We start from the raw sequence: 23,752 nt of genomic DNA on the forward strand, positions 1-23,752 counted from the left end.
CCTGCACATGCTCCAGGTGCTGTTAGCCACCTGGAGCGGCCGATGCCCCACCTGCCATCAACGACCACCATGACGAACTAACAAAGTACTACTAGCGGCCTGTGACCGAATTGTCCGCGCTCTCTCCCGTCCCCTCGGCCGCCCGCGACGCCGTGCTGAAGTTCTACTTCGGCCCCATGGACTGCGGGAAGTCCACGCTGGCGCTGCAGATGAACTACAACCACGGGCGGCAGGGCAGACGCGGGCTGGTGCTGACCAAGCACGACAGGTCGGGCGGGCCCCAGGTCACCAGCAGGATCGGGCTCGGCCTCGACGCGATTGAGGTGGACGACGGGCTCGACCTGGTCGCGCTGGTGGTGGCGCACGACCGGATCGACTACCTGATCTGCGACGAGGCGTGCTTCTACACGGTGGCGCAGATCGAGCAGCTGGCCGACCTGGTCGACCACCACGGGATCGACGTCTACGCCTTCGGCCTGGCCTCCGACTTCCGCTCGCAGATGTTCCCCGCCGCCCAGCGCCTGTTCGAGCTGGCCGACGAGGTGTGCAGGCTGCAGGTGGAGGTGCTGTGCTGGTGCGGGCGCCCGGGCCTGCTGAACGCCCGCGTGGTGGGCGGGACGATGGCCCGCAGCGGCGAGCAGGTGGTGATCGGCGACACCGACGCCTCCCCGGTGCGCTACCAGGTGCTGTGCCGGCGCCACCACCGGTCGGGCCAGCTGGCGATGCCCGAGCCCAGCCTGTCGGCCTCCTGACCGCCGGCGAGAGTTCGTCCCGCCGGCGCGCCCGGCGTTACTGCGACTGCGCCAGAGCCCGCCGGCACACCCGGCGTGCCTGCCACTGCGCCAGAGCGCGCCGACACGCCCGGCGTGCCTACGACTGCGCGAGGGCGCGCAGCAGGTAGCGGCGCTGGCGGGTGGTCAACTCGCCGACGGTGGCGTCCGCGGCGATTCCGCCCCTGCTCAGCAGCCTGCCGACCGGGCGGTCGCGCCACTCCGGCACCGCCCGCAGCAGCCAGCCGACCGGCGTGGCGGCGGTGGTGGCGTCGGTGCGCCGCAGCAGCCCGGCCAGGTCCAGGCGACCGTCCGCCAGCCCCTGCCGCAGCTGCGCGCGGCTGAGAGCGGGCGCCGGTCCCGCGGACGGGGCGGGGAGCGCCTGCGGGGTGAGGAGGGTTCCGCCCGTCCGGCCGCCCGCCCGGCCGGTCGTCGCGTGCCCGGTGGTCTTGCGGGGGGTGCTCGCCTGGCCGGGGGTCGGCTGCTCCGCGGTCGCGCCGGGAGTGGCCGTCTGGACAGCGGCCTGCTGCCCTGTGGCCTCGCCGGGGACGGTCGCGTGCCCGTCCGCCCCGTGCTTCCCGGCCAGGCCGGTCGTCCCCTGCTCCCCGGTCGCCTGACTGGTCGTCCCCTGCTCCCCGGTCGCCTGGCCGGTGCTCTCCTGTCCGGGGCTCTGCCCCATGGTCTCCTGGCCGGTCGTCTCCTGGCCGGCTGTCGTCTGGTCGGTCGTCTCCTGGCCGGTCGTCTCCTGGCCGGTGCTCTCGGCGGAGGTGGCCGCCTGCTCTGCCTCCCTGCCGGTGGTCGTCTGGTCAGTGGTCGCCTGGCCGGTGGTCTGGTGGGGGGTGGTCGTGTGGCCGCTGATGGCGTTGGAGGTGGTGCCGAGGCCCAGGGGTGTGCGGCTGTCGTCGAGCGCGTACTGGGCGGCGACCAGCAGGGTCGTGGTCACCAGGACGGCGGCGCCGGTGATCGCCATGTGGCGGGCCGACAGCCGGCCGCCGCCCGCCGTACGGGCCAGCTTGAGACCGACGACGGCGGTCCGCAGCAGCACGCCGGTGATCATGCCGAGCAGCAGCGGCACGAGCGACGGCGGCAGGGGCGCGAGCACGGCCAGGACCACGCCGACCGCCGGACTCAGGCACGACGCCGCCAGCCAGGGCGTCAGGCGCCGGCGGGCCAGGTCGAGGAGGGCGGTCAGGGCCAGGCCCTCGCTGGCCGAGTGGATCATCAGGGCCGCCACGACCACCACCGAGGCGGCCAGGGCGAGGGTGGCGCCCTCGACGAGGCGGTGCACGGTGAGCGCCGCGGCGGTGCCGACCCCGCCGAACAGCGCGGCGCCGACGGCACGGGTGACGCGGCGGTGCAGGCCGGGGGCGTGCTGTCCGCGCCTGGGTTGGTCGTGGGCGTGGCCGCATCCCTTGCGGGTGAAGTAGGTGATGACCGCGAAGCCGAACACGGCCGACAGGCCGAGCAGCCACAGCGGGGTGCCGGTGTCGCCGGCTTCGTGCCAGGCGTCGGGCAGCAGCTCCACCAGGGCGGTGATGAGCATCAGCGCGGAGGCGACGGCCAGCCATAGCCCGATCCTGCCGATGTTGCGGCGCGCCAGCCACGCCCCGGCCAGCGTCGACAGCGACACCAGCAGCACCGCCAGCCAGGTGCCGGGCGGGGTCGCGGCGAGCCAGGCCGACGACCCGGCGGGTGGCCAGGCCGGTGGCCAGGTGGGGGCGGCCGGCTGGGGAAGGTCGGGTCCGAGGGCGTGGCGCAGGGTCAGGGCGAGTGCGGGCGCCGCTGATGGCACGGGCATGACGCCGCCTTTCTGATGCGGATGGTGAAGCGGTCAGGCGACGGACGAGTGCTGGGGGTGCCCGGCCGGTCCGGTGGCGGGATCGCGTCCCTGCGTGCCGTCCAGCAGGCGGCGCAGCTCGGCGAGATGGCCGGCGAGGCCGTCGGGCAGGTGCCCGCCGTGGGCGGCGGCCAGGCGGGCCAGCTGGTCGAGGTGGAACTCGGCCGACTGCCGGTAGGCGGCGCCGGCCCGCTCCAGGAGTGCGTTCGCGGACTGCTGCGCGCGGTCCTCGACGGTCCTGGCCCGTGCCCTCGCCTCGTCCTCGACCGCCTGCCCGCGTGCCTGCGCCTCGTCCTCGAGAGCACGCGCCCGCGCCCTGGCCTCGTCCTCGACGGCACGCGCCCGCGCCTGAGCCTCGTCCTCGACGGCCAGAGCCCGCGCCTGAGCCTCGACGAGGATCCGGCCGGCCCGCTCGTGGGCGGCGACCGGGCCGGCGGTCAGTTGCTCCCGCAGGCGGGCGTTGTCCTCCCACAGCAGGGCCAGGCCGGCCTCCACCCGCGCCAGGAAGGCGTCGACCTCGGCCAGGTCGTAGCCTTCGCGCAGCCGTACCACGGTGAAGACCTGGTGGTGGACCGCTGCGGGGGTCAGCCGATCGGCGCCCCCGTCCGAGGCCCGGCCGGGGCCGTGAGCGTGCACGTGCTCCATGCTCTCCATACGGAGAGTAATGGAGTCATTGCACTGCGTTTAAACGTGTGGCCAGATGTTCGGAAGTAAAGCCGGGAGGCCCCGGCGGCCAGGAGGTCCGACATGCCCGACCAGCATGCCCTCGCGGCCACGCCGTGAGCGGGTCACCCGGGCGGCCGGTCACGCCGATCGACGGGTGCGCCGCGCGCCTCGTGAACCCTGACAGCGTCGCGGCGACAGCCTCCCGCATACCCGCCGAGCCCGGCCTCGCCGGCACCGCCGACGTCCAACGCGGCCTCCCCGATCCGCTCGCCCGGCAAGCCACCCGAAAGCGACTTGCAACCAGATACCGGTACAAATCTCAGCGACAGCACACAGCGGAAGGGGCGGGGCCGTGGCGGGCCGCGTCCGCATCCGTCACGGGCGGACCGGCAGGCGCCGGCCGCCCACGGTCCCGGCGCGGCACATCAGGCCGCGGCGGCGGCAGATCCATGGCGGAGGAGCACGACGTCTCCTCGGCCGTCGCCGAGTCACCGGAAGAAACGAGATGGTCCTGTTCGTCCGAGGGGCCCGCGGCGGTGAACGCACCAGCCTGTCGCCCCGCGAGGCGGAGACCCTGCGCCACATCGCCGCCGGCTGCACCTACGCGCAGGCGGCGCGGCGCATGGGGGTCAGCATGCACACCATCGACACCTATCTCCGCAGGGTCAGGGCCAAGTTCGGGATCGCCGGCAAGGCCGAGCTCACCCGGCTGGCCGTCGAACTGGGGCTGTGAGGCCGCCGTACGGGATGGCCGGACCGGCCCTACGGGAGGGCCCAGCCCGCCGTAGGGGACGGGCCGCAGGCAGGGACGGGGCGCCGACAGGGACGGGGCGCGCCGTTCAGCCGGCCGTGCGCTGGGCGACCTCCTCCAGCGCGGCCAGGAAGGTGTCCTCCGGCTGCGCGCCCGACACCCCGAACCGCTCCTCGAACAGGAAGAACGGCACGCTGGTGATCCCCAGCTCGCGCGCCCTGGCCAGCTGCTCGCGCACCTGCGCGGCCGCCTCCCCGGTTTCGGTGACGCCCACCTCGGCCGCCAGCTTGGCCAGGACCTCGGGGTCGCCGATGTTGAGCCCGTCGGTGAAGTGCGCGGCGAACAGCCGGTCCGCCATCCGGGCGGCCAGGCCCTGGCCGGCGGCCAGCTCGATCAGCCGGTGCGCCTCGAAGGAGTTCGCGCTGATCGCCTGGCCGAAGCGCAGCTCCAGCCCTTCCTCGGCGCCGACGGCCGCGACGTGCTCGGTCATCTGCGCGGCCGAGCCGCCGAACTTGCGCCCGAGCGCCTCCAGCAGCGGCTCACCCTCGGCGGGGGCGTCGGGGTTGAGCTCGAAGGGGCGGTAGGTCACCTCGACCTCGCCCGCGAAACGCGCCGCGGCCCGGGCGAAGCGCCGGTGTCCGATGTAGCACCAGGGACAGACGACGTCGGAAAAGATCTCAACTTTCACGACATGGCGTAACGCTCAGCCCGCCGCGAGTTCTTCCAGCCTGTGGGGAAGATAACCCGACGCGTCCACCAGCGCCGACGCTCCGCGCCACCAGCCGAACCATTCGGCGCTGCGCCACATCCAGTCGACCCGCTCGATCGCGCCCACCACGTCGCCGACGTTCGACCAGCCCTCGCCGAGCTGCTCGCGTGTCGCGCCGTGGCCCAGCGCCCACCCGCGCAGGATGCGTACCGCGTCGTCGGGCACCGTCCGCGCGTAGGGGTCGGGCTCCTCGCCTGGCAGCGGATGCGGTCCGAGCCCCGCGGCCACGCCCCAGCTCCACTGCGCCTCGGCGGGCCTGGAGTAGCGCAGGGAGGAGAAGTCGAGGTTGGAGCCGAGTTCGCCGTCGGATCGCCTGGTCACCACGGCGTCCAGCCTGCCGCCGGCGTCGAAGTGGACCACGAGCCGGTCGCCCGCCTGGACGCCGCCGGGCAGTTCGACGCGGTCCTCGGCCTGCCACGAGTTGAGGTCGACCTCGGCCACCGGGCGTCCCCACAGCTCGTCGGCGGCGTCGTCGGCGATCCACGCGGCCAGCATCTCCAGCACCGTCAGGTCGGTCCACGGCTCGATCGCCGCGGCGGTGTGCAGCACCTCGACGGGGGCGGGCAGCTTGGCGCCCCGCTCGGACTCCCACCAGACCTCGCCCAGCTCCCGCCCGCCGACCACGAGCGCGGCGACGGCCGACAGCTCGGCCGAACGCCTGGTCAGCGACGCGCCGAGGGCCAGCTCGAGACATCGGGAGGTGCGGTCCTCGCCCAGGGTGGCGCGCGCTTCGGCGATCAGCGCGGCCGCCGTCGGCCGCTCCTGTCCGAGCAGGTTGTTGATGACTCGTCGGGCCTCGTTCCTTGCGTCTTCAGCGTGTGCCTCCCGCATACCAGCCACGCTACGCCGGGAGATCCTTTTCCAACAGCTTGTACGGCGAACCTGTATGACGATACGGTCACCCGCGTCAGCGGTTCCCACCTGCGAATGTTCCACTGTTGCCATCGGGCCATCGAACGAAGGAGGCACTGGTGCGCTTGACGCCGACCGAGCGGGACCGGCTCCTGCTCTTCACCGCCGCGCAGCTGGCCCGCGCCAGGCGGGCCCGTGGCCTGCGCCTGAACGTCCCCGAGGCGACCGCGTTGATCGCCGACACGGTGTGCGAGGCGGCCAGGGACGGGGCCCGGCTGGCCGAGGCCATCGCCGCGGGCCAGAGCGTCCTGGGCCCCGACGACGTGCTGCCGGGGGTGGCCGACATCGTCACCCAGGTGACGGTCGAGGCCGTCTTCGACGACGGCAGCAGGCTGGCGGTGGTCACCGACCCGCTGGGCGGCGGCTCGCTCGGCGCCGCCGCGCCGGGAGCCGTCGTGTCCAGGTCCACGTGGGAGCTGCCGCCGGCGGCCGTGCGCCTCGAGGTGCTCAACACCGCCGAGGTGCCGGTCTCCGTCACCTCCCACTTCCATTTCTTCGAGGCCAACCCGCGCCTGCGCTTTCCCAGGGAGGAGGCGTACGGCATGCGGCTCAACGTGCCCGCGGGCGCGACCGTGCGCTTCGACCCCGGCTCGACGGTGGAGGTGGAGCTGGTCGCGATCGGCGGCGCCCGTACCGCGGTCGGGTTCGCGGGCCTGGTCGACGGGCCGCTGGACGCGCCGGGCGCGAAGGAGGAGGCGCTGCGCCGGGCGCGCGCCTGCGGATACGAGGGGGCATAGGTGGACGACTACATCGGGGTGCACGGGCCGCGCCAGGGCGACCTGGTACGGCTCGGCGACACGGGCCTGGTCGTCGAGGTGGAGCACGACTCGCAGGAGCCGGGAGAGGAGTTCCTGGCCGGGTTCGCCAAGACGGCCCGCGACGGCCTGCACCTGAAGGCCGCCGCCATCCGCGAGACCTGCGACCTGGTCATCAGCAACGTGCTGGTGATCGACGCGCTGCTGGGCGTCAGGAAGGTGTCGATCGGCGTGCGCGGGGGCCGAATTCACGCGATCGGCCGCGCCGGCAACCCCGACACGCTCGACGGTGTGGACGTGGTGGTCGGCACCGGCACCACGATCGTCTCGGGCGAGGGGCTGATCGCCACGGCGGGCGCCATCGACACGCACGTCCACCTGATGTCGCCGCGGATCATGGAGGCGTCGCTGGCGTCGGGCGTGACGACGATCATCGGCCAGGAGTTCGGCCCGGTGTGGGGGGTGGGCGTCAACTCGCCGTGGGCGCTGCGCAACGCCTTCGCCGCGTTCGACGCCTGGCCGGTGAACATCGGCTTCCTGGCCCGAGGCTCGTCGTCGGTGGCCGACCCGCTGGTGGAGGCGCTGGTCGAGGGCGGCGCGTGCGGGTTCAAGGTGCACGAGGACATGGGCGCGCACACCAGGGCGCTCGACACCGCGCTGCGGGTGGCCGAGGAGCACGACGTGCAGGTGGCCCTGCACACCGACGGGCTCAACGAGTGCCTGTCGGTGGAGGACACGCTGGCCGTCCTGGACGGCAGGACCATCCACGCCTTCCACATCGAGGGCTGCGGCGGCGGCCACGTCCCCAACGTGCTGCGCATGGCGGGCGTCGCCAACGTGATCGGCTCGTCCACCAACCCCACGCTGCCCTTCGGCCGCGACGCGCTGGGCGAGCACTACGACATGATCGTGGCGGCGCACGGGCTCAAGCCCGACCTGCCCAGCGACCAGATCATCGCCCGCGAGCGCATCAGGGCGGGCACGATGGGCGCCGAGAACGTGCTGCACGACCTCGGCGTCATCGGCATCACCTCCTCCGACGCGCAGGGCATGGGCCGTGCGGGTGAGACCGTCCGCCGTACCTTCCAGCTGGCCTCCAGGTTCTCCTCGGGCGAGCCGGACAACGCGCGCGTGCTGCGCTACATCGCCAAGCTGACGATCAACCCGGCGATCGCGCACGGACTGTCGCACGAGGTCGGCTCGATCAGCGTCGGCAAGCTGGCCGACATCGTGCTGTGGGACCCGGCCTCGTTCGGCGCCAAGCCGTGGCTGGTGCTGAAGGCGGGCTTTCCCGCCTGGGGTGTCACCGGCGACCCGAACGCCTCCACCGACGGCTGCCAGCCGCTGGTGTACGGCCCGCAGTTCGGCGGGCACGGCGCCACCCCCGCCGAGCTGTCGGTCGCCTTCGTCAGCGGGGTGTCACAGACCCTGCCGACCAGGCGCCGCCAGGTGCCGGTGCGCGGCACGCGCGGGATCGGGCCCGCCTCGATGGTGCGCAACGACCGCCTGGGCGAGGTCAGGGTGGACCCCCGCACCGGGCAGGTCACGCTCGACGGCGAACTCGTCGGCGTCGGGCCCGCCACGTCGGTCCCGCTCAGCCGCCTGTACTTCCTCTAGCCCAAAGGACACGCCATGACTCCAGCCGCCGCCGGTTACCGGATGCCCGCCGAGTGGGAGCCGCACGCCCGCACGTGGATGGCCTTCCCCACCGCCAACCCGACCTTCACCGACCTCGAGGCCGCCCGCAGGGCGTGGGGCCAGGTGGCCGACACGATCGCCAGGTACGAGCCCGTGGTGATGGTCGCCAACACCGGGGAGAGCGCCGACGCCCGCTACTACCTCGACCCCGGCATCACCGTGGTCGAGCGGCCCATCGACGACGCGTGGCTGCGCGACAGCGGGCCGACCTTCCTGGTGGACGGCAAGGGCGGGCTCGCCACGGCGAACTGGGTCTTCAACGGCTGGGGTCAGCAGAGCTTCGCGCGCTGGGACAACGACTCCAAGGTGGGCACGCTCGTCTCGGAGATGGCCGAGGCGGTGCCGTACGCGTCGGAGATGGTCAACGAGGGCGGCGGCATCCACGTGGACGGCGAGGGGACGGTGCTGCTGACCGAGACGGTCCAGCTCGACCCGTTCCGCAACCCCGGCTGGACCCGCGAGCGGGTCGAGGCCGAGCTGAAGGCGTTCATCGGCGCCGAGAAGTGCCTGTGGATGCCGCGCGGCCTCACCGCCGACTACGGCCAGTACGGCACGCGCGGCCACATCGACGTCTTCGCCGCCTTCGCCCGCCCCGGCCTGGTGCTGGCGCACAGCCAGCCCGACCCGTCGCACCCCGACCACGAGGTGTGCCGCGAGAACATCGCCCTGCTGCGCTCGTTCACCGACGCCCGCGGCCGCGCCCTCGAGGTCGTCGAGGTGCTGGCGCCCACGGTGACCGAGGTGGACGGCGAGCCCGTCGACTACTCCTACATCAACCACTACCTGGCCAACGACGCCGTCGTGCTGTGCGCCTTCGACGACCCGCGCGACGAGGAGGCGGCCGCGCTGTTCGCCAAGGTGTTCCCCTCACGGGCGGTCGAGCTGGTGGACGCCAGGCAGATCTTCGCGGGCGGCGGCGGCATCCACTGCATCACCCAGCAGCAGCCCGCCGTCTCCCGCGCGCACGCCTAGCGGGGTCACGCCTAGCGGGGTCACGCCCAGCGGGGTCACGCCCAGCGGGGTCACGCCCAGCGGGGTCAACCCGTCACGGCCAGCAGCCTCCGGAGAGCCCCGGTGAGCACCTCAGGGTCCTTGAGCGCGGGGTCGGCCAGTGCCGAGGGCATGCCGAGGCCGTCGAGCAGCGCGAGCACCTGGCTGGCCAGCAGGACTGGGTCGTCGCCGGCGGCGAAACTGCCGTCGGCGGCACCGTCGGCGATCACCTCGGCCAGCAGTCCGCGCCACGCCTCGTAGTCGCGCAGGAACTCCCCCCGCCATTCGGCGTCACGCAGCGCCCACCGCCACGATTCCACCCAGACGCGCCAGCCGCCGCCCTCCTCGCCCGCCACGTGGCGGGCGATGTGCAGCAGCCGCTCCCAGGGGCTGCCCCGCAGCCCCTGCCTGGCCGTTTCGAGGTCGGTGGCCGCGGCGTGCCGGAAGGCGGCGACGAGCAGGTCCTCGCGGTTGCCGAAGTAGTACTGCAGGGTGCTGATCGGGACCCCCGACGCCTCGGCGACGTCGGCGAACCTGGTCGCCTCCGCGCCCCGCTCGGCGATCACCCGCGCGGCCCCCTCGAGCACGTCCTGCCTGCGCCGCCCGGCCCGTCTGCCCATGTCCCCCTATCTATCACGAGCCCGCACGGCGCGAGCACGCCCGCGGCGCGCGGGCCGTCACTGGCCGGATCTATCACGAGCCCGCATGGGCACGGGCAGCACGGACAGCCGCCCTCGTTCGTAGCGGCCGATCCAGCGGTCGGCGATCTCGTGGATGGGAACAGGGTTGAGGTAGTGCAGCTTCTCCCTGCCATGGCGCACGGTGCTGACCAGGTTGGCGGCCTCCAGCACCGCCAGGTGCTTGCTCACCGCCTGCCTGCTCATGCCGAGCCCCTGGGTCAGCTCGAGCAGCGTCTGCCCGTTGCGCTCGTTGAGGCGGTCGAGCAGCCTGCGGCGGCTCGTGTCGGCCAGCGCCTTGAACACCGCGTCCACACCCGGCAGAATAGGCAACCATATGGTTGCCTGTCTACTCGCGCAGGAGGTCCCCCAGGATCGCCACGCCCTCGCCGATCTCCGCGGCCGTCCGCGCGGCATAGCCCAGCACCAGCCCGGGCCGGCCGGGACGCTGGGCGTGCCACGACAGCGGCTGCACCTTCACCCCGTGGGCCAGCGCCGCCGCGGCCAGCTCCGTGTCGGCGGGCCCCGCCTCGTAGGTGACCGTCAGGTGCAGGCCGGCGGCCGCCCCGTGCACCACCGCCCCCGGCAGGTGCGCGGCGATCGCCTCGACCATGGCGTCCCTGCGCCGCCGGTGACGGGTGCGCACCAGGCGCAGGTGGCGTTCCATCGCCCCGCCGTCCATGAGGGCGGCCAGCACCAGCTGCGGCAGGACGGCGTTGCCGAGGTCGGCGAACCGCTTGGCCTCCACCAGCGCTTCCCGGTATCGCGCGGGCGCCAGCAGCCAGCCCAGGCGCAGGCGGGGGCGAGCAGCTTGGAGACGCTTCCGGCGTAGCAGACCTGCTCGGCCAGCACCGAGCGGACGGCGGGCACCGGGGCGCGGTCGTAGCGGTGCTCGGCGTCGTAGTCGTCCTCGACGATCAGGCCGCCCGCCTTCGCCCAGGCGGCCAGCGCCCGTCGCCGCCGCCCGGCGAGCACCACGCCGGTGGGGAACTGGTGGGCCGGGGTCAGCAGGACGGCGGGCGAGCCGAGGGCGCGCAGCTCGTCCACCCGCACGCCCTCGGCGTCGACGGTGACGGGCGGGGTGCGCACGCCCGCCGCGTTGAGGTGCTGGCGGGCGCCGAGCGAGCCCGGCTCCTCCACCGCCACCTCGTCGATCCCGTCGCCGCCGAGCACGTGGGCCAGCAGGCCGAGCGCCTGGGCGGTCCCCGACACGATCAGGACGTCGCCGGGGTCGGCGCTGATCCCCCTGGTGCGCGCCAGCCAGTGGGCGACGGCCGTGCGCAGGGCGGGCGCGCCCCTGGGATCTCCGTAGCCGAGGTCGGCGGCCGACAGGTGGGCCAGCACCGCCCGCTCGGCCCTCAGCCAGGCCGCGCGGGGAAAGGCGGCCAGGTCGGGCAGGCCGGGCGACAGGTCGATGCGGGCGGGGGCGGCGCGCAGCGCGTCGAAGACGTCGGCCGCCGGCTCGCCCGCGAACGGCACGCCCACCGGGGCCGGACGTGGCGGGCCGGGAGCGGGAGGCGTCGCGGGGACGGCGACGACGACCGTTCCGGCCCTGCCGCGGCCCGCCACGTGGCCCTCCTCCCGCAGCCGCTGGTAGGCCTCGGTGACCACGCCCCGCGAGACGCCCAGCTCGCCCGCCAGCACCCGGGTCGGTGGCAGCCTGCCGCCGACCGGCAGCCGGCCGTCGGCCATGGCCAGCCTGAGCCGCCCGGCCAGCCAGTCGGACAGCCCGCCCGGCGGCGCGTCGCCGGGGTCCAGGTGCTGGAAATCGGAGCCGACGGTTATGGACCTGTCAAAGCCGCCCTCTTTGGACCTGTTCATCAGGCCATTGTGGCGGCAGGGTGGACGGGTGAGTTTCGCGTTCTTGCTGACCACGCTCGTCGTGGTGGCCACACCGGGCACCGGCGTCGTCTATACGCTGTCGGCGGGTCTGTCCCACGGGCGGGGGGCGAGCGTCGTGGCCGCGCTCGGCTGCACGCTCGGCATCGTGCCGCACCTGCTGGCCACGATCACCGGGCTCGCCGCGCTGCTGCACGCCAGCCCGCCGGCCTTCCAGGTGCTGTGGCTGGGCGGGGTGTTCATGCTGGTCACGTTCGTCGTGTTCGCCGCGTACGGCGTGTGCGCCGCCTCGGTGCGCGACCAGGTGACCTCGCGGCCGAGGGTGATGGCCTGGATGGGGCGGGTCTTCGCCGCCTCCTTCGTCGCTCTCGGCGTCCGACTCGCCTTCGCCGACCTCTAGGGATCCTCATGCGTTTCCAGCATTCACCGTCGGTCTGGTCCGACTTCCCCGAGCTCGCGGTGGGAGTGGTCCGCGCCGACGGCATCACGCCCGACGCCGCGCCCGACCTGGACAGGTTCACCGCCGTCGCCAAGGAACGGCTCGCCTCGGGCACCGAGGCCGATCTTCCCGAGATCCAGGCGTGGCGCCGTGCCTTCTCCCGGATGGGGCTGAAGCCGACCCAGTACCGGTGCGCCTCGGAGTCGCTGCTGCGGCGCTTCCGGCGGGAGGGAGCGCTGCCGCGCCTCCACCCGCTGATCGACCTGTGCAACGCGATCTCGCTGGCCTACGCCATCCCCGTCGGGGTCTTCGATCTCGCCCGTGTCGCGGGCGACCTGGAGGTCCGCTACGCCGCCGGCGACGAGAGCTACCTCACCTTCGGCGGCGAGGTGGAGCGGCCCGAACCCGGCGAGGTGATCTTCGCCGACGACGAGGGGCGGGCGCACGCGCGCCGCTGGTCCAACCGGCAGAGTGGCCACTCCGCCGTCAGGGACGGCACGAGCGCCGTCCTGATCGTCGCCGAGGCGATGCACGCCACGGCGCGCGCCGACGTCGAGGACCTGACGGCGGTGCTGGCCGAGGAGCTGCGCCGCTTCTGGCCGGCCGACCCGCGGACCTCGATCAGGAGCCACTAGCGCCCCCGGCTCAGCGGCGGCCCGCGCGGCCCAGGACCCAGCCGATGGCGGCGCTGCCCAGGGCGATGCCCGCGCCCATGCCGAAGGCGGCCAGCATGACCCACGGACGGGTCTGCGCCTGCTCCTTCACCGGCTGCGGCCGTTCGAAGACCTGCCCCGTGGCCGCGGGTGCCGGAGCGGCTGTGAAAGCGGGCGCCGGAGCGGGCGAGCCGCCCCGCTGGCGCGGCAGGTCGAGGGCGGCCGCCGGCACGGCAGGGACCGGATGGCCGGGCGCGGCCACCGATCCGGCGAGGGCGGCCTGACCCGCCGCCACGTGGACCGGCACCCCGGCGACCAGGTGGGACTCGACGGCGCTGAAGAACTCGCTCGCCGTGCGCTTGGCGACCGAGCCCAGCATGCGCTGGCCCACCCCGCCGATCATGCCGCCGACCACGGCCTCGGCGTCGTAGTCGACGCGCGTGCCGCCCTCGACCTCGGCCAGCCGTACCTCCACGGTGGCGTCGACGGTGCCGGGCGCGCCCTGCCCGCGCGCCCGCAGCACGAAACGCTCGGGCGGCAGCGGCTCCGACAGCGCCACCTCCCCCTGGTAGACGCCCTTGATCGAGGCGACGCCGGCGCTGACCGTCATCCGGTAGGTGCCGGGGCCCGTCTCCTCCAGGCGCTCACAGCCCGGGATGGTGCGCACCAGCACCGCCGGGTCCTGGAGCGCGGCCCACACACGATCTCTGCCGATGCCGAGCACCGCACTGCCTGCGACCTTCACACAGGCCACTCTAGGCAGCACCGCGCCCCTTCCTCATGGCAACTCACGCCGAGAATGGCACATGATCCATGGCAGGATGGGGCCCACGGTCACGGGGCGACCGGCGGCAACGTGCCTGGTGCGCGCGCCGGCCGGGATCGCGGCCGGCGAGGTCGCGCCGCCCCCCACCGGGTCGTCGCTCGATCGCACGCGACGCGCGGTGGTCTTCCCGGCCGTCGACGACGACGATCCCGACGTATGTCCCCGGGCGGCGCTCCGCCGGGCGGCGTAGGGGAGGATCAGCCGCACGGGTGACGCGCGGCACCGCCCCGACCGGCCATTGTTGACCTCGGAGGGGGAACTCCAGGGGGCTCTCGAGGGGTGCGAGGTGTGCGGCCTCGCACCCCTCGAGTCATGTCTGTGACGAAGATCGCAGCGCTCCCCCGTCGCATTGCTCTACAAGCCGTAGTACTACTTCTAGTAGAACTACAGCTCGTAGAGCTCCAAGCCCGCTGAGGGGAAGATGGACGCGCTTGACCTGGCACGGTGGCAGTTCGGGGTGACCACCGTCTACCACTTTCTGTTCGTACCGTTGACGATCGGGCTCGGCGTCTTCGTCGCCGGACTCCAGACCGCCTGGCACCGCACCGGCAAGGAGCACTACCTGCGCCTGACGAAGTTCTTCGGGAAGCTGTTCCTGATCAACTTCGCGATGGGCGTGGTGACGGGCATCGTGCAGGAGTTCCAGTTCGGGATGAACTGGAGCGAGTACTCCGTGTTCGTGGGCGACGTGTTCGGCGCCCCCCTGGCCCTGGAGGCGCTGGTCGCCTTCTTCATGGAGTCGACGTTCCTCGGCCTGTGGATCTTCGGCTGGGACAAGCTGCCGAAACGAGTCCATCTGGCGACCATCTGGGCGGCGGTGATCGGCTCGAACATCTCCGCCTACTTCATCCTCGCCGCCAACGCGTGGATGAAGCACCCCGTGGGATACGAGGTGGTGGACGGCAAGGCCAGGATGACCGACCTGTGGGCCGTGCTGACCAACTCCACCGCGCTCGCCCAGGTGCCGCACGTGGTCGCGGCCAGCTTCATCGTCGCCGGCGGGTTCGTGCTGGCGGTCAGCGGCTACCGGCTGCTCAAGGGCGACACGACCTTCCGCGGCCCGCTGCGCGGCGCCCTGGTCATGACCGCGATCGCCGGGGCCGTGGTCGCCGGCACCGGCGACATGTCGGCCAAGCTGATGTACGAGCAGCAGCCGATGAAGCTGGCCGCCGCCGAGGGCCTGACGCACGACACCAAGGGCGCGCCGTTCCACGTCGTGCCGGGCATCGAGATCCCCAAGCTGCTCAGCTTCCTGTCGGCCGGCGACACCGAGGCCGTCGTCCAGGGCACCGAGGACGTCCAGCGCCGCCTGGAGCAGCGGTTCGGCCCCGGCGACTACCGCCCGGACCAGCAGGTCGTCTTCTGGTCCTACCGGGTGATGCTCGGCTTCGGCCTGTCGACCGTGGGCCTGTCGCTGCTCGGCCTGTGGCTGACCCGCAGGCGCAGGCAGGTGCCGTCCTGGTACGCCAGGGCGCTGGTGCTGGCGCTCCCGCTGCCGCTGCTCGCGATCATCGCCGGATGGTTGCTCAGCGAGATCGGGCGGCAGCCATGGACGGTCGCGGGCGAACTGCTGACCGCCTCCAGCGTCTCGCCCGGCGTGTCGCTGGCCGAGGTGGCCACGTCGCTGACGCTGTTCACCCTCTTGTACGGCCTGCTGGCGGTGGCCGAGGGCGTCCTGCTGGTCAGGAACGTCAAGAAGGGTCCCGAACCGCTTCCCGCGCCGGTCCGCGAGCCGGTGCGCGAGCCGTCGCTGATGTACTGAGGAGAGCACCGTGATCGATCTGTGGTTCGTCATCATCGCCTTCCTCTGGACCGGCTACTTCGTCCTCGAGGGCTTCGACTTCGGGGTGGGCATGCTGTCGCCGTTCCTCGGCCGCAACGAGGGGCAGCGCAAGCAGATCCTGCAGACCATCGGCCCGGTGTGGGACGGCAACGAGGTCTGGCTGATCACCGCCGTGGGCGCGATGTTCGCCGCCTTCCCCGCCTGGTACGCGGGCCTGCTCAGCACCTTCTACCTGCCGCTGACGCTGGTCCTGGTCGGGCTGATCGTGCGCGGGGTCGCGCTGGAGTGGCGCGGCAAGCTGGAGCACGCCGCCGACCGGGCGTGGGCCGACGCGGGCATCCTGGCCGGCAGCGCGCTGCCCGCCTTCCTGTGGGGCGCCGTCTTCGCCGACGTGCTGCTGGACAGCGGCGTGGCCGCGCTGATCGGCGGCGCCTTCTCCCTGGCCGTCACCCTGCTGCACGGCGCGGTGTTCCTGGCGCTCAAGACCGAGGGCCGGGTACGGCAGCGCGCCCGCGCCGTCGCGACGGGCGCCACCGTCGCCGTCATCCCGCTGGCGATCGTGGCCCTGTCGTCCATCCCCGGCGAGGGCGACCTGGCGGTGTGGGTCGCCGCGGTGAGCGCGATGGCGCTGCTGGCCGCGGGCGGCTCGCTGATCTGGCGGCGCAGGGAGGGCTGGGCGTTCGCCGCCACGGCGGGAGCGATCGTCCTGACCTCCGCCGCGGTGTTCGGGATGCTGGCGCAGCGGCCGCTGCCCGGGCTGACCCTGGCCGAGGCCGCGTCCGGCCCCTACACGCTGGGCGTGCTGACGTGGATCGGCCTGGCGGTCCTGCCGTTCGTGCTGGGTTACCAGGGCTGGACGTACTGGGTGTTCAGGAAGCGGATCGCAGCCCCCGGGCGCGCCGCCCGGGTGGAGGGCGCCCCGGCGGGTATCGGCCACTAGGCCGCCGCGCCCCGCACGGCGGCCGATACCGCGGCGCCGGTGGCCCACGTCCGCCGACCGGACCGGGCGGGGAGCCTGCCCGCGCGGTCTGGTTGGATACCGCAGATGGGTCTCTTACGGCATCGCGGTTTCCTCCTGCTGTTCGGCGCGGACACCATCAGCCAGGTCGGCACGCAGGTCAGCATGGTGGCGCTGCCACTGGTGGCGGTCGTGGCGCTGCGCGCCTCGCCGTTCGAGATGGGGTTGCTGGTCGCGGCGGAGACCGCGGCGTTCCTGCTCATCGGGCTGCCGGCCGGGGTGTGGGTGGACCGGCTGCGCCGCCGGCCGATCCTGATCACCGGCGACCTGGCGCGGGCGGCCCTGCTGGCCTCGGTGCCGGTGGCGTGGTGGCTGGGCGTGCTGTCAATGCCGCAGCTGTACGTGGTGGGCCTGTGCGTCAGCGTGGCGACGGTCTTCTTCGACGTCGCCTACCAGAGCTACCTGCCGTCGCTGGTCGAGCGCGACCGGATCGTCGAGGGCAACGCCAAGCTGGAGATCGTCCGTTCGGGCGCGCAGGTGGCCGGTCCCGGCGCGGCCGGATGGCTGGTGCATCTCGTCACGGCGCCGGTGGCGATCCTGGTCGACGCGGTCAGCTTCCTGCTGTCGGGACTGCTGCTGGCGGGCATCAAGGGCGACAGCGACACCCCTGCCCGTGACGAGCGGCGCGGCCTGGTGAGGGAGATCGGCGAGGGCCTGGCGTTCGTGCTGCGGCACCCGATCCTGCGGATGATCGCCGCCTGTACGGCCTCGGCCAACCTGGCCAACGCCATGAACAACGCGCTCGCCGTGCTCTTCCTCATCAACGTCGTCGGCGTCAGCCCGGGCGTGATGGGGTTGCTGTTCTCGGCCGCGGGCGTGGGCGGTCTGGCGGGCGCGGCGCTGGTGGGCCCGGTGTCGAGGTGGGCGGGCTCGGCCCGGACGATCTGGCTGTCGGCCCTGCTCACCTCGCCGTTCATGCTGCTGGTGCCGCTCGCGGCGCAGGGGTGGCGGCTGGGCCTGTACGTGCTCGCCTGGTTCGTGGTCAGCGCCGGCATCGTGGTCTACAACGTGTCGCAGCTCAGCTTCCGCCAGGCGATCACCCCCGATCATCTGCTGGGCAGGATGAACGCGACCATGCGCTTCATCGTGTGGGGCACGCTGCCGCTGGGGGCGCTCATCGGCGGTGTGCTCGGCGAGCGCCTGGGCGTGGTGGCGGCGCTGTGGATCGCCTGCGCACTGTCGCCGCTGTCGGTCATCCCGCTGCTGCTGTCGCCGCTGCGGACGATGCGCGACCTGCCGCAGCAGCCGCCCGGCCGCTGATCAGCTCCTGACGCGGTGGTCCTTCAGGTGCGGGTCGCCGCCGCGCCCTCGGCCCGCGCCGTTCAGCGCAGCACGACGCAGCCGCGCGCCCGCAGGTCCCGCAGGACGGCGGTGCCGCCGTCGAGCTTGTTCCACCGCAGGTCCAGCTTCTCCAGCGCGGGCAGCTCGCCCAGCCAGGACGGCACCGCGCGCAGCCGGTTGTTGCGCAGGTCGAGGTGCGTCAGCGCGGCCAGGTTCCCGAGGAAGGGGATCTCGGGGAGATGGTTGTCGCGCAGGTCGAGCAGGCGCAGCCCGGCCGGCAGCGCGGGCAGCCGGGTCAGCCGGTTGCCCCGCAGGTGCAGCTCGCGCAGCTCGCCCAGGCCGCCGACCGTCCCGGGCAGCGTGGCCAGCCTGTTGCCTGACAGCCGCAGCTCCTTGAGCGCCGCCATCCCGCCGATCGTGTCAGGAAGCTCGGCGATGGCGTTGTCGGCCAGGTTGAGGTAGGCCAGGCGGGTCAGCTTGCCCAGCGTCTCGGGCACCGAGGTGAAGGCGTTGTCGCCGAGGTAGAGGTAGTCGGTCAGGTCGAGCTCGCCGATGGCCGGCGGGATCTCGCGCAGCTCGTTGTGGGCCAGGTCCAGCATCCGGAGGCGGCCCAGGCCGCCGATCGCCTCCGGCAGGCGGGTGAGCCGGTTCTCGGCGAGGTTGAGTGATTCGAGACGCTCCAGGCGCCACACCGCGGCGGGCACCTCCGTCAGCCGGTTGCCGCCGGCCGCCAGGTGTCTGAGCGGGCCGAGCTCGGCGGGCAGGCTCGTCAGGGCGTTGCCGTACACGAACAGGGCCTCCAGCGCCGGCGGGCACGCGGGCAGCCGGGTCAGCCGGTTGCCGTCGACGTGCAGCGCCCTGAGCGAGGACGGCAGCGCGGGCAGCGAGGCGAGCCGGTTGCCGTCGAGCCGCAGCTCCTCCAGCAGTGCCAGCTCGCCCACCCGGGCGGGCAGCTCGGTCAGCGCGTTCCAGGCCAGGTCGATCAGCCGGACGTCGGCGGGCACGGCGGGCAGCTCGGTCAGGCCCGCCGCGGGTGCTCGTAGTTCGCTCACCCGCCGGATCTTAGATGGAACAGCTCCGACGGCGAGATCGGCATCCGGTCGACGGCCAGTCCTTCGGCGTCCTCGACCGCGCCGGCGATCACCGCGGCCACCGGGATGACACCCGCCTCGCCTGCGCCCTTGATGCCCAGCGGGTTGAGCGGGGAGGGCGTCTCGAGATGGTCGGTCTCGATGCGCGGGATCTCCGTGGCGTACGGCATGAGGAAGTCCATGAAGGAGGCGTTGAGCAGCTGGCCGTGCGAGTCGTAGACCATCCGCTCGTACAGCGCGCCGCCCACGCCCTGGGCGACGCCGCCGTGGATCTGGCCCTCGACGATCATCGGGTTGATGAGCCTGCCGCAGTCGTGGACGACGGCGTAGCGCAGGATGCGGATCTCGGCGGTGTCCTTGTCGGTCTCGACGATCGCGGCGTGCATGCCGGCGGCGAAGGTGGAGCGCAGCGGCGAGTAGTAGTCGCGGCCCTCCAGCCCCGGCTCGTCGCCCTCGGCGACGGGCGGCTTGTCGAAGGACCCGGTGCCGGAGAACTGCGTCGCCTTGGCGGTCTCGGCGTCGAAGGAGTAGCGCAGCGGGTTGGACAGCACCGCCACCGTCGACAGCGGGATGGCGGCCGTCGGGGCGCCCACGACGTGGACGACGCCGTCGGTGATCTCCAGGTCGCGCGGGTCGGCCTCCAGCGCGTCGGCCGCGATGCGCAGCGCCTTCTCGCGCACCTTCCGGCAGGCCAGGGCGATGGCGTTGCCGCTCATGACGGCCGCCCGGGAGGCGAAGGTGCCCACGGCGTACCCGAACCTGCGGGTGTCGCCGGTGACCACGGACACCCGCTCGATCGGCACGCCGAGTTCGGTGGCGGCGATCTGCGCGAACACCGTCTCGTGGCCCTGCCCCTGCGAGGTGAGGCCGGTCGAGACGTGCACGCGCCCGTCGGAGGTGACCTGCACGTGCCCGCCTTCGTACGGCCCGACGCCGGTGCCCTCGACGTAGCAGCCGACGCCGATGCCGAGGCCCGGCCGCCTCTCGAAGTCGTCCCAGCCGATGAGCCGCTTCAGCATGGCGAGCATGGCGGGGTAGTCGCCGCTGTCGTAGATCAGCGGCCGGCCGTCCTGGAAGATCATGCCCTGGTCGTAGGGGAAGTCCTCGGGCTGGATGAAGTTGGCCGAGCGCACCTCGGTGCGGTCCTTGCCGAGGTACTGGGCGATCTTGTCCATGGTCCGCTCCATGCAGAACACGCCCTGCGGGCGGCCCGCGCCCCGGTACGGCGTGACCTGCACGGTGTTGGTGTAGATCGAGCTGAACGCGACCCGGTAGGCGCCGATCTTGTAGGGGCCGAGCAGCTGCGTCGAGGTGATGATCGGCACGATGATCCCGTACGGCGTGTAGGCGCCGTGGTCGTGCAGGATCGTCACGTCCAGGCCGAGCACCCGGCCCTCGTCGTCGAAGCCGACCCGCACGTGCTGGACCTGGCCGCGCTCGTGCGCCGAGGAGATGAAGTGCTCGCGCCGGTCCTCGGTCCACTTCAGCTCGCGGCCCAGCAGCATCGCCGCCCAGGGCACCAGGATCTCCTCGGGCCACGGGTGCACGATCTTCACGCCGAAGCCGCCGCCGACGTCGGGCGCGATCACCTCGACGTGCGGCAGGGGCAGGCCGAGCTTGGCGGCGATCGCCATCCGCACGCTGGTGGAGGTCTGGGTGGAGGAATGGACGCGCAGGTCGGTGCCGTCCCAGCGGGCGTGGACGCCGCGGCCCTCCAGCGGGATGCTGGCACTGCGCTCGATGTCGAGCCGGAAGGCGAGGGTGTGCGGCGCGGCCTCGATCGCCTCGCGGGCGCTCCTCCCCTCCCTGGAGGGCACCTCCTGCACGAGGTGCGCGCCGATGTTGCCGGGCACGTCGTCGTGGACGAGGGCGGCGCCCTGGGCCGCCTCCTCGATGCCGACGACCGGCTTGAGCAGCTCGTAGTGGACGTGGATGCGGGCGCAGGCGTCCTCGGCCAGGTAGCGGTCCTCGGCGACGACCATGACGACGGGCTCGCCGACGTGCCGGACGAACTCCTTGGCCAGCGGGTAGGCGGTACGGCCGTGGGTGAGCGCGGGGTGCGGGATGAGCAGCGGCAGCGGCTCGGCGACGCGGCCCGGCAGGTCCTCCCAGGTGTAGACGGCGACCAGGCCCTCGACGTCGAGCGCGCCGGAGACGTCGATGTCGAGGATGCGGGCGTGCGCGTGCGGGGAGCGGACGAAGGCGACGGCCAGGGCGTCGCGGCCCAGGTCGTCCAGGAAGCGGCCCTGCCCGGTCAGCAGGCGGGGGTCCTCCTTGCGCTGGATCCGCTCTCCGAACAGCCGCGTCGTCATCTGCTCTCCTCCTCCTCGATCAGCTCGGCCGCCCGGTGGACGGACTTGACGATGTTCTGGTAGCCGGTGCACCTGCACAGGTTCCCGGAGATCCCGTCCACGATCTCCTCGTCGGTGGGCGAAGGGTTCTCCTCCAGCAGCGCGGTGACCGTGCAGAGGAACCCCGGGGTGCAGAAGCCGCACTGCAGCCCGTGGCACTCGGCGAAGGCGCGCTGCACGGGCGAGAGCCCGTCGGGCCCGGCCAGTCCCTCGACGGTGGTGATCCGCCTGCCGTCGACGGTGACCGCGAAGGTCAGGCACGAGCGCACCGGCTCGCCGTCGAGCAGCACCGTGCAGCAGCCGCACACCCCGTGCTCGCAGCCCACGTGGGTGCCGGTCAGCCCGAGGTCGTGGCGCAGGCAGTCGGACAGCAGGCGGCGCGCGGGCACGCTGACCCGCCGGGTGACGCCGTTGACGACCAGCGTGATGTCATGCCGCATTTCTCGCCGCCTCCGTCAGTGCCCGCACGGCCAGCACCCCGACCAGGTGCCTGCGGTACTCGGCGGTCGCGTGGATGTCCGCCTCCGGTTCGGTCCCGTCCTGTACGGCACGCGCCACGCCCGCCCAGTCGACGGTCGAGGCGGGACGGCGCTCGCACTCCTCGCTCACGTCGGCCACCATCGGGACGGGCCCGACGCCGACGCAGGCGACCTTCGCGGTGGCCACCCGCAGGTCGTCGTCGAGCCGGACCAGGGCGGCGACGCCGGCCAGCGCGTAGTCGCCGTGCCGCCTGGCCACCTCGACGAAGGCCGTGCCGGCCCGTTCGGGCAGCGCGGGGAAGTAGGCCGAGACGGCCAGCTCGCCCGCTTCCAGGGCCGATTCGAGCGGCCCGGTGAAGAACTCGCTCGCCGGCACGTCGCGTTCGACGTCGACGCGGGCCAGCCGTACCGTGCCCTCGAGCAGCGCCAGGACGGCGGGCAGCTCGGCGGCGGGGTCGGCGTGCACCAGGCTGCCGACGACGGTGCCGCGGTTGCGGATCACCGGGTGCGCGACCAGCTTGAGCGCCTGGCGCAGCAGCGGCTGCGCCCGCGCGACCTCGGCCGAGCGCTCGACCTGGGAATGGCGGGCCAGCGCGCCGACGCGCACGCCCGCCCCCTCGATCCCGAAGGGTTCGAGGGCGGCGACGCGGTTGATGTCGACCAGCTGCTCGGGCGCGGCCAGGCGCATGTTGAGCAGCGGGATCAGGCTCTGGCCCCCGGCCAGCACCTTGCCGTGCGCCCCCGCCTCGGCCAGGACCGCCATGGCCTCGTCGAGGTCGCGTGGGGCGTGGTAGACGAACGGGGCCGGCTTCACCCGGTGTGCTCCCTCGCCGGTGTCCGGCCCGCTATCACGCGCAGCAGGTGATAGCCGCCCACCACCACGATGGTGCCGAGCGCGATGCCCTCCAGGGTGAAGTCGCTGGTGATCATGTGTTTGACCGGTCCGATCGCCATGATGATGCCCGCCCCGATGGGGACCATGTTGACGGGGTCGGAGAAGTCGACCCTGTTCTCGACCCAGATCTTGGCGCCGAGAAGACCGATCATGCCGTAGAGGATCACGGTGACACCGCCCAGCACGCCGCCCGGCGTGGCGGCCACCAGCGCGCCGAACTTCGGGCACAGCCCGAACAGGATGGCGATGATGCCGGCGATGTAGTAGGCGGCGGTGGAGTAGACGCGGGTGGCGGCCATGACGCCGATGTTCTCGGCGTAGGTGGTGGTGGGCGAGCCGCCGACCGCGCTGGTGACCATCGTGCCGATGCCGTCGGCGGCGACCGCGCGGCCCATGTAGGGGTCGACGTCGGTGCCGGTCATCTGGCCGACCGCCTTGACATGGCCGATGTTCTCGGCGATCAGCGCGATCACCGCGGGCAGCACCAGCAGGGCGGCCGAGAACCTGATGTCGGGCAGGTGCATGTTGGGCAGCCCGATCCAGGGGGCGTCGGCGATGGCGCTCAGGTTGAGCCGGGGATGGGTGTCGATCTTGCTGGTGGCGGCGTTCAAGGCGGTGATGTCGCCGAAGATCCGGTCGGCCGCCCAGGACAGCGCGAACCCCGCGATCAGCCCGATGAGGATGCCGATGCGGCCGATGAACCCCTTGAAGGCGACGATCACCACGAAGGTGATCACCATCGTGATCATCGCGATCCACTGGTCCTGCGGCCAGTAGACGTCGGCGACGACGAACGCCAGCCCGAAGCCGATCAGCATGACCACCCCGCCGGTGACCACCGGCGGGAAGATCTTGTGGATGATCTCCACGCCCAGCACGTGGATCGCCACGCCCGCGAGGAACAGCACGAACCCGGCGACGAGGATGGCGCCGGTCACGATGGCGTCGACGGCCGGCGTGTCGCCGCCGAAGGCCGCCCTGATGGCCAGCACGCCGCCGACGAAGGAGGCGCTGGTGCCGAGGTAGCTGGGGATCTTCCCCTTGACGATCAGCAGGAAGAGGATCGTCGCGACACCGGACATCATGATCGCGACGTTCGGGTCGAGGCCCATGACCAGCGGGAACACGAACGTCGCGCCGAACATCGCGATCACGTGCTGCGCGCCGAACCCCACCATGCGGGGCCAGGAGAGGCGCTCGTCAGGCTTGACGACCTCTCCGGGGCCCAGATGCTTGCCGTCTCCGTGTTTGGTCCAACCCAAAACCATGAGA

The 23,752-nt window shown here is 72.8% G+C and carries 23 protein-coding genes and 1 pseudogene; 10 read left to right on the plus strand and 14 right to left on the minus strand.

Annotation, left to right across the window (positions count from 1 at the left end; genetic code table 11):
• The first annotated feature begins 101 nt into the window (after positions 1 to 101).
• Positions 102 to 752, plus strand: coding sequence for a thymidine kinase (locus tag ABZX22_RS00005; protein WP_354904190.1), 651 nt, complete (start codon positions 102 to 104; stop codon positions 750 to 752).
• A 118-nt stretch (positions 753 to 870) separates the two neighbouring features.
• On the opposite strand, the gene ABZX22_RS00010 is transcribed toward ABZX22_RS00005, so the two are convergent.
• Together ABZX22_RS00010 and ABZX22_RS00015 are read right to left on the minus strand one after the other, a co-directional pair.
• Positions 871 to 2,568, minus strand: coding sequence for a hypothetical protein (locus tag ABZX22_RS00010; protein WP_354904193.1), 1,698 nt, complete (start codon positions 2,566 to 2,568; stop codon positions 871 to 873).
• A 33-nt stretch (positions 2,569 to 2,601) separates the two neighbouring features.
• Complete coding sequence (locus tag ABZX22_RS00015; RefSeq protein WP_354904196.1) at positions 2,602 to 3,252, minus strand: DivIVA domain-containing protein; 651 nt, start codon at positions 3,250 to 3,252, stop codon at positions 2,602 to 2,604.
• A gap of 526 nt (positions 3,253 to 3,778) precedes the next feature.
• Between ABZX22_RS00015 and ABZX22_RS00020 the strand changes: the two genes are divergently transcribed.
• Positions 3,779 to 4,006, plus strand: coding sequence for a helix-turn-helix transcriptional regulator (locus tag ABZX22_RS00020; protein ID WP_354904198.1), 228 nt, complete (start codon positions 3,779 to 3,781; stop codon positions 4,004 to 4,006).
• A gap of 106 nt (positions 4,007 to 4,112) precedes the next feature.
• On the opposite strand, the gene ABZX22_RS00025 is transcribed toward ABZX22_RS00020, so the two are convergent.
• Both ABZX22_RS00025 and ABZX22_RS00030 read right to left on the minus strand, forming a co-directional pair.
• Complete coding sequence (locus ABZX22_RS00025) at positions 4,113 to 4,712, minus strand: DsbA family oxidoreductase (protein ID WP_354904201.1); 600 nt, start codon at positions 4,710 to 4,712, stop codon at positions 4,113 to 4,115.
• 15 nt (positions 4,713 to 4,727) lie between these two features.
• Positions 4,728 to 5,624, minus strand: coding sequence for a hypothetical protein (locus tag ABZX22_RS00030; protein WP_354904203.1), 897 nt, complete (start codon positions 5,622 to 5,624; stop codon positions 4,728 to 4,730).
• Between the two features lie 140 nt (positions 5,625 to 5,764).
• Between ABZX22_RS00030 and ureA the strand changes: the two genes are divergently transcribed.
• Genes ureA through ABZX22_RS00045 form a run of 3 tightly spaced genes read left to right on the plus strand, consistent with a single transcriptional unit; the run spans position 5,765 to position 9,130 of the window.
• Complete coding sequence (gene ureA / locus ABZX22_RS00035) at positions 5,765 to 6,442, plus strand: urease subunit gamma (RefSeq protein ID WP_354904206.1); 678 nt, start codon at positions 5,765 to 5,767, stop codon at positions 6,440 to 6,442.
• Entirely contained in the window at positions 6,443 to 8,077 is a 1,635-nt protein-coding gene (locus ABZX22_RS00040) for an urease subunit alpha (RefSeq protein ID WP_354904209.1), read from the plus strand.
• A gap of 15 nt (positions 8,078 to 8,092) precedes the next feature.
• The gene (locus ABZX22_RS00045; RefSeq protein WP_354904211.1) at positions 8,093 to 9,130 is read left to right on the plus strand and encodes an agmatine deiminase family protein; all 1,038 of its coding nucleotides are present in this window, start codon (positions 8,093 to 8,095) and stop codon (positions 9,128 to 9,130) included.
• Positions 9,131 to 9,195: 65 nt separating this feature from the next.
• Here the strand turns inward: ABZX22_RS00045 and ABZX22_RS00050 are convergent, their stop codons facing one another.
• The 4 genes and pseudogenes from ABZX22_RS00050 to ABZX22_RS00065 all read right to left on the minus strand — a co-directional run.
• The gene (locus ABZX22_RS00050) at positions 9,196 to 9,768 is read right to left on the minus strand and encodes a TetR/AcrR family transcriptional regulator (protein WP_354904214.1); all 573 of its coding nucleotides are present in this window, start codon (positions 9,766 to 9,768) and stop codon (positions 9,196 to 9,198) included.
• Positions 9,769 to 9,825: 57 nt separating this feature from the next.
• The gene (locus ABZX22_RS00055) at positions 9,826 to 10,140 is read right to left on the minus strand and encodes a metalloregulator ArsR/SmtB family transcription factor (RefSeq protein ID WP_354904216.1); all 315 of its coding nucleotides are present in this window, start codon (positions 10,138 to 10,140) and stop codon (positions 9,826 to 9,828) included.
• Positions 10,141 to 10,174: 34 nt separating this feature from the next.
• Complete coding sequence (locus ABZX22_RS00060; protein ID WP_354904219.1) at positions 10,175 to 10,573, minus strand: hypothetical protein; 399 nt, start codon at positions 10,571 to 10,573, stop codon at positions 10,175 to 10,177.
• Positions 10,574 to 10,695: 122 nt separating this feature from the next.
• Positions 10,696 to 11,646 (minus strand): annotated as a pseudogene (locus ABZX22_RS00065) (PLP-dependent aminotransferase family protein); the annotation flags it as partial.
• Between the two features lie 28 nt (positions 11,647 to 11,674).
• Between ABZX22_RS00065 and ABZX22_RS00070 the strand changes: the two are divergent.
• Together ABZX22_RS00070 and ABZX22_RS00075 are read left to right on the plus strand one after the other, a co-directional pair.
• A complete protein-coding gene (locus ABZX22_RS00070) occupies positions 11,675 to 12,064 on the plus strand; it encodes a LysE family transporter (protein WP_354904222.1) in 390 nt (129 codons plus the stop codon).
• A gap of 8 nt (positions 12,065 to 12,072) precedes the next feature.
• Complete coding sequence (locus ABZX22_RS00075) at positions 12,073 to 12,738, plus strand: phenylalanine--tRNA ligase beta subunit-related protein (protein ID WP_354904224.1); 666 nt, start codon at positions 12,073 to 12,075, stop codon at positions 12,736 to 12,738.
• Between the two features lie 10 nt (positions 12,739 to 12,748).
• On the opposite strand, the gene ABZX22_RS00080 is transcribed toward ABZX22_RS00075, so the two are convergent.
• Positions 12,749 to 13,501, minus strand: a complete 753-nt coding sequence (locus ABZX22_RS00080) for a carbon monoxide dehydrogenase subunit G (protein WP_354904226.1) — start codon at positions 13,499 to 13,501, stop codon at positions 12,749 to 12,751.
• A gap of 502 nt (positions 13,502 to 14,003) precedes the next feature.
• Between ABZX22_RS00080 and ABZX22_RS00085 the strand changes: the two genes are divergently transcribed.
• The 3 genes from ABZX22_RS00085 (at position 14,004) to ABZX22_RS00095 (ending at position 17,643) form a co-directional block, all read left to right on the plus strand.
• Entirely contained in the window at positions 14,004 to 15,344 is a 1,341-nt protein-coding gene (locus ABZX22_RS00085) for a cytochrome ubiquinol oxidase subunit I (protein ID WP_354904228.1), read from the plus strand.
• A 10-nt stretch (positions 15,345 to 15,354) separates the two neighbouring features.
• Positions 15,355 to 16,305 (plus strand): cytochrome d ubiquinol oxidase subunit II, encoded by a 951-nt coding sequence (cydB, locus tag ABZX22_RS00090; protein WP_354904230.1) that lies wholly within the window; start codon positions 15,355 to 15,357, stop codon positions 16,303 to 16,305.
• 105 nt (positions 16,306 to 16,410) lie between these two features.
• Positions 16,411 to 17,643 carry an MFS transporter gene (locus tag ABZX22_RS00095; RefSeq protein WP_354904233.1) on the plus strand — a complete coding sequence of 411 codons (1,233 nt, stop codon included), beginning with the start codon at positions 16,411 to 16,413 and terminating at the stop codon, positions 17,641 to 17,643.
• 62 nt (positions 17,644 to 17,705) lie between these two features.
• On the opposite strand, the gene ABZX22_RS00100 is transcribed toward ABZX22_RS00095, so the two are convergent.
• Genes ABZX22_RS00100 through ABZX22_RS00120 form a run of 5 tightly spaced genes read right to left on the minus strand, consistent with a single transcriptional unit; the run spans position 17,706 to position 23,748 of the window.
• Positions 17,706 to 18,716: a leucine-rich repeat domain-containing protein gene (locus ABZX22_RS00100; RefSeq protein ID WP_354904235.1), complete on the minus strand. Its 1,011-nt coding sequence runs from the start codon at positions 18,714 to 18,716 to the stop codon at positions 17,706 to 17,708.
• The gene (gene cutA, locus ABZX22_RS00105; RefSeq protein ID WP_354904238.1) at positions 18,713 to 21,067 is read right to left on the minus strand and encodes an aerobic carbon-monoxide dehydrogenase large subunit; all 2,355 of its coding nucleotides are present in this window, start codon (positions 21,065 to 21,067) and stop codon (positions 18,713 to 18,715) included. Before cutA ends, ABZX22_RS00100 begins: the two co-directional genes overlap by 4 nt.
• Complete coding sequence (locus ABZX22_RS00110) at positions 21,064 to 21,546, minus strand: (2Fe-2S)-binding protein (protein ID WP_354904241.1); 483 nt, start codon at positions 21,544 to 21,546, stop codon at positions 21,064 to 21,066. The genes cutA and ABZX22_RS00110 overlap by 4 nt, the downstream gene beginning before the upstream one ends.
• Positions 21,536 to 22,399 (minus strand): FAD binding domain-containing protein, encoded by an 864-nt coding sequence (locus ABZX22_RS00115; protein ID WP_354904244.1) that lies wholly within the window; start codon positions 22,397 to 22,399, stop codon positions 21,536 to 21,538. Before ABZX22_RS00115 ends, ABZX22_RS00110 begins: the two co-directional genes overlap by 11 nt.
• Positions 22,396 to 23,748 (minus strand): solute carrier family 23 protein, encoded by a 1,353-nt coding sequence (locus ABZX22_RS00120; RefSeq protein ID WP_354904247.1) that lies wholly within the window; start codon positions 23,746 to 23,748, stop codon positions 22,396 to 22,398. Before ABZX22_RS00120 ends, ABZX22_RS00115 begins: the two co-directional genes overlap by 4 nt.
• Positions 23,749 to 23,752: the final 4 nt, after the last annotated feature.

This window comes from Nonomuraea sp. NPDC003804 (assembly GCF_040610675.1).
In the GTDB taxonomy this organism is placed as follows: Bacteria; Actinomycetota; Actinomycetes; order Streptosporangiales; family Streptosporangiaceae; genus Nonomuraea.

Coding starts and splice junctions, on each gene's coding strand:
- ABZX22_RS00010 (WP_354904193.1), bottom strand. CDS start 2,568: ATGCCCGTGCCATCAGCGGCGCCCGCACTCGCCCTGACCCTGCGCCAC.
- ABZX22_RS00015 (WP_354904196.1), bottom strand. CDS start 3,252: ATGGAGCACGTGCACGCTCACGGCCCCGGCCGGGCCTCGGACGGGGGC.
- ABZX22_RS00020 (WP_354904198.1), top strand. CDS start 3,779: ATGGTCCTGTTCGTCCGAGGGGCCCGCGGCGGTGAACGCACCAGCCTG.
- ABZX22_RS00030 (WP_354904203.1), bottom strand. CDS start 5,624: ATGCGGGAGGCACACGCTGAAGACGCAAGGAACGAGGCCCGACGAGTC.
- ABZX22_RS00045 (WP_354904211.1), top strand. CDS start 8,093: ATGACTCCAGCCGCCGCCGGTTACCGGATGCCCGCCGAGTGGGAGCCG.
- ABZX22_RS00050 (WP_354904214.1), bottom strand. CDS start 9,768: ATGGGCAGACGGGCCGGGCGGCGCAGGCAGGACGTGCTCGAGGGGGCC.
- ABZX22_RS00075 (WP_354904224.1), top strand. CDS start 12,073: ATGCGTTTCCAGCATTCACCGTCGGTCTGGTCCGACTTCCCCGAGCTC.
- ABZX22_RS00085 (WP_354904228.1), top strand. CDS start 14,004: ATGGACGCGCTTGACCTGGCACGGTGGCAGTTCGGGGTGACCACCGTC.
- ABZX22_RS00095 (WP_354904233.1), top strand. CDS start 16,411: ATGGGTCTCTTACGGCATCGCGGTTTCCTCCTGCTGTTCGGCGCGGAC.
- cutA (WP_354904238.1), bottom strand. CDS start 21,067: ATGACGACGCGGCTGTTCGGAGAGCGGATCCAGCGCAAGGAGGACCCC.
- ABZX22_RS00110 (WP_354904241.1), bottom strand. CDS start 21,546: ATGCGGCATGACATCACGCTGGTCGTCAACGGCGTCACCCGGCGGGTC.
- ABZX22_RS00120 (WP_354904247.1), bottom strand. CDS start 23,748: ATGGTTTTGGGTTGGACCAAACACGGAGACGGCAAGCATCTGGGCCCC.